This window comes from Roseibium sp. RKSG952 (assembly GCF_009711355.1).
This window is the reverse complement of the sequence record NZ_SMMF01000689.1, coordinates 1-4,302: the sequence shown is the minus strand read 5'-3', so window position 1 is coordinate 4,302 and position 4,302 is coordinate 1. Positions and strand designations below refer to the sequence as shown.

Sequence of the window (4,302 nt, the reverse complement as noted above, 5' to 3'; positions counted from 1 at the left end):
AGCCTGCGCCCTTCCTCAACGTCCAGAGCCACAGTGTTCCAACGGCGCAAAATAATAATCGCGGTATTCAGGTCCGCGTTCAATTTGTACCCGCACGCCGTACACGCAAAAGACGCTTGGTTCTGACCCACGTCCTTCGGGGCGGGGAAGATGTTAATTGCGTTGCCTCCGCGCCACTCACGGGTTTCCCGTTCTTCTTAACAGTGCCGCGCTCGACGATTTGCGGAACCGAGGATATGAACGTATAAGCCGTTCGTTTGAATCGGAATAAAGAGATTTGGGTCTGGCCTATGCGATTGAATGCGCGTCTCCTCAAAAAGATTGAGCTGGTATTTAGTTCATGGGCTTGAGGACGATTGATTTATTTTGCGGGTGCGGAGGGCTATCCCTCGGCTTGCAACAGGCGGGTTTCGATGTCGTTGCGGGTGCCGATGCGTGTGAAAAAACGATGCGGGTGTATAAGGTCAACAACACCGGACATGCCGGACTGACCGAAGACCTCTCCGATCAGAAGCGCGCTCTCGAGATAACGAAATCCTTTGCCCCAGACGTGATCGCCGGAGGTCCTCCATGTCAGGACTACTCCTCTGCCGGAAACCGTAAGGAGGGTGATCGCGCTGCGTTGACGATAGGGTTCACAAAGCTTGTATGTGATGTTCGCCCCAAACTGTTCATCATGGAAAACGTCGCCAGAGCCGAGAAAAGCAAGACCTTCAAACGCGCCTTCGATCTATTCCGGGCAGCCGGATACGGTCTGACGACTCGGGTGCTGGACGCGTCCTTGTGCGGAGTTCCGCAGAAGCGCCAACGACTCTTCGTTGTCGGTGCCGTCGGCAATTCTCAGGGGTGGCTCGATCCGTTTATCGACGCCCGGTTGTCCGATGAGCCGATGACAGTTCGGGAGTATATGAATGACGAGATCGGTGTTGAGCACTACTATCTCCATCCAAGACATTATGGACGCCGTGCTGTTTTCTCCATCGATGAACCAGCTCCGACCATTCGCAGCGTTCACCGGGAACCGCCTCCTACTTACGTTGCTCACCCACAAGACTTCGTGGACCCATCCAGTCACTACGTCCGGGGTCTAAGCACGTATGAACGCTCGCGCGTACAGACATTTCCAATGGAGTTCATATGGCCGAAAAACGCCACCAAAGCGTTTCTCGACCATATGATCGGCAACGCCGTCCCTGTGGAACTTGCGGAATTCGTAGGTTCTTGCATATTGGAGGCGATCGGAACGAGTGAAAGGGAGAGGGGGCGAAGAAAACCTGCCCGTCTTGTGCCGGTAGACGGAAAGGCACTTAAGGCCGCGTGAGGAGCTGACTGACCGAGCTGCCGAATAGCTCCTTGAATTCGGAGCCCTGATCCAGAAAACATGAACGATTCAATGCGAGGAAATCGAACGCGGATTTACCTACGGCAACCAAATCCCGAGCGGCTCTTGGGTTAGCCTGGGACCAACAGTCGAAAAACGGTTATGATCGTCGAATTTCGGTTCCAAATGCGTGCCGTGGTCGAAAAACGATGACCGGCGCGATTGTGCCGATCCTTTTTTCATGACAGCATCACTGTCATGAAAAAAGGATCGGCAATGAATATGAGCGACTTGGCAGAAGCCACCGGACAGACGGCGCGCAACATCCGCTACCTCATAACCGAGGGAATCGTACCCAAGCCGGAGGGGTTCGGCAAGGGTGCGGTCTATTCGGTGGAACACGTTGATGCGCTGCGCAGGTACGAATCCCTGAAGGCGGCTGGTGTCACCTCAATTTCTACAATACGCGACGCGATGTCCTCGAGCCGGACGAGGGTTCTAGGTCCCGTCGACGGGATAGTCGTCGTGTTCGAGGATGCTGTGGGACTACACGACGAAGATGCCGTGGTGAAGAGGGTTGAGACGGCCGTGCGAAAGGCGTTGGAAAATCGAAAGGATAGTTGAGATGGGTATTATCGAGAAATTCGTGAAGGATGCCACGCTAGTGCGTTCCGGCGGTGCCCCCGATCCGGTCTTGAAATCGGTTTCCTGCAAGGTGAAGGTGAAGAAGGGTCTGGTGAGGGTGCGCATGACGCGCCTGTTTGCCAATGGGGGCGATCGCGCGATGGAAGCGATCATGACCTTCCCGGTTCCATTCGATGCCGTCGTGACACGCCTCAAGGTGATCAATGATGGCCGCGTGATGCGCGGCGATGCGGTCGCGAAGGTGAAGGCTCGTGAAGCCTACGAAGAGGCGGTTGACAGTGGGAAGGCCGCCGTCCTTCATGAGGAGCTTCTGCGCGGTCTTCATATGGTTTCTGTCGCAAACGTTCTGCCGGGCCGGGAGATTTCGGTCGAAACTGAATTTGCCCTCCCCGTCTCCATGATCGATGGAACTGCGCATATATTCATCCCTCAGACGGTGGGTCAGATCTACGGAAGGTCTCCGTTCTCCGCTTCCGACGACATCGTCGCGAACGCGGCCCCGATCATGGCGGACGTTCAGGTCGATGGGGACTTCGAGGGATTTCGTATCCACGATGCCTCCAACGGTAAGGTTGCTACCGACGTGCCGATCCTGATCCTGATCCCGCGCTACAAGCCCGGGAAGATCGTCACGGTGGCGGCCGACGGTACGCCGATTGAACTCGATATCGAGGAATTTACTCCGAGGACCAGCTCCATTCGTTGCGACATCCTGTTGGACAAATCTGGTTCGATGAGCATGTCTTCCGGGTGTCTGGCTGGCAAAAAGGACAAGTTCACCCAAGTGATCGCCGCCCTGAAAGACCAGCGCGCGCTCGCCATTCAGGCGGACGATCAGATCTCCGGATGGGAATTCGATAACAATTGCAGGAAGGTGTTTGAGGGGTCCGCAAGGGACCTTGCGAGGAACGCTTCCCTTTTTTCCTCTCCATCGCGCGGAACGAACATTGCTGCGGCCGTCGAAATGGTGACCGCCAGCCATGAAGCCACCAACGTCCTTCTGATTACGGATGGCCGGTCTCATATTCCCATCGACATCCAGAAGGCCGCCAAAAGCGGCGCGTGCTTCACCGTCGTTCTTGTAGGCAACGGGGCACTCGAAGCGAACGTCGGTCACCTCGCGGCGATAACGGGTGGACGTATGTTCGTAGCGTCCGACGATCAAGTTACAAGCGCCATTTTCTCAGCGTTCGAATCCATGTGTGTCGCCGATCGCTCGACCGAGAAGAACGAGGCGGATGCCGTGCGTCCCTGCGGCGGATCGACCGTCTTCGTGCGGAAGTTGAGGGTACGTACGGGCTTGCCGGAGCGAAAAGGTTTCGCACGACTCGCGTCCGCTTATGCGGCGCACGTCCTGGGTCAGTCCATGGACGAAGAGGCAGCCGCGGAATATTTCGCGGCCGAAGGCATCGTCTCGCATCTGACATCCATCGTACTCGTCGATGAATCCGCTGAGGTTTCCGAGGAGCTTCCGCAGACGAAGAAGGTGGCCCTCGCCTCGAACCGTGAGTACACCGCCGCTGCCGTAACGTTGGGTTTCGGCGGAATGAGAGCGATGGCGTTCGACACCCCCGCTCCCGCTCTGGTCGCCCGGGGCGAGATAAAATGTCTTTCACTTGTGTCTGCGGGAATGCCGTCGATGTTCGGACGCACTCGCGGGCAAGACCGCGCTGGCCTGGCTGATTTGGAGTGGAACGACACCCCTGTCCTACCTGAATCTCCGATCAACGCCCCGGAGCCGCCAGTTCTCTCCTTCCCGGAGGCGACGGGCTGGGATTTCGGAGATTCGGATCTCGAGGACACGGCCCTTGCGGTGAATTGGATGTCGCATTCGGGCGATCTCGCGGACGGAACTCTCGAAGGGCTGCCGAAGGGTCTCAGAGATTTGATTAGGCGCATCGTCGATCGCTGCGGACTGGCCGAAATCGCAGCGAGCGAGGGTGTCACCGGAGAACTCCTTGCGATCCTGGTTCTCGCTAATGAGGATGCCGAAAACGAGGACCGGTATGCCGCACGGGTTCGACGCGCTCTCGTCGGGAAAGTCTCGGGGAAAGGACTCGCGGATGCGATTTCAGCTTACGCCGCGAAATCCCGATTCTCCTGACGTCTAGGGTTGTCCACGGAATAGCAAACTAGGGCTGGGATTCAAAAGTTGCGAATTCCTTAATGCGCAACTTTCCCTGTTGACCTTCGCATCCTCAAGTTGCAATTTGTGCATCGGCTAGGCGGTGCCCGCATTTTCCGGCCTATTGGTTTAACATCGAGGAGGCTCAAGAGATAATCGCGGGCGTTTTTCCGACATCATCCAGGAAGAGACGTGATTGTTCCTTGAAGCA

Annotated in this window: 3 protein-coding genes; all 3 read left to right on the top strand. The window is 56.6% G+C overall.

What is annotated here, in order from left to right; translation table 11 throughout:
• Nucleotides 1-340: 340 nt before the first annotated feature.
• The 3 genes from E1297_RS03955 to E1297_RS03945 all read left to right on the top strand — a co-directional run bounded on the left by E1297_RS03955 (nucleotide 341) and on the right by E1297_RS03945 (nucleotide 4,070).
• Nucleotides 341-1,321 (top strand): DNA cytosine methyltransferase, encoded by a 981-nt coding sequence (locus E1297_RS03955; protein WP_209015634.1) that lies wholly within the window; start codon nucleotides 341-343, stop codon nucleotides 1,319-1,321.
• Between the two features lie 282 nt (nucleotides 1,322-1,603).
• Nucleotides 1,604-1,945 carry a helix-turn-helix domain-containing protein gene (locus E1297_RS03950; protein ID WP_196223184.1) on the top strand — a complete coding sequence of 114 codons (342 nt, stop codon included), beginning with the start codon at nucleotides 1,604-1,606 and terminating at the stop codon, nucleotides 1,943-1,945.
• A 1-nt stretch (nucleotide 1,946) separates the two neighbouring features.
• Entirely contained in the window at nucleotides 1,947-4,070 is a 2,124-nt protein-coding gene (locus tag E1297_RS03945; RefSeq protein WP_155134170.1) for a VIT domain-containing protein, read from the top strand.
• Nucleotides 4,071-4,302 lie beyond the last annotated feature (232 nt).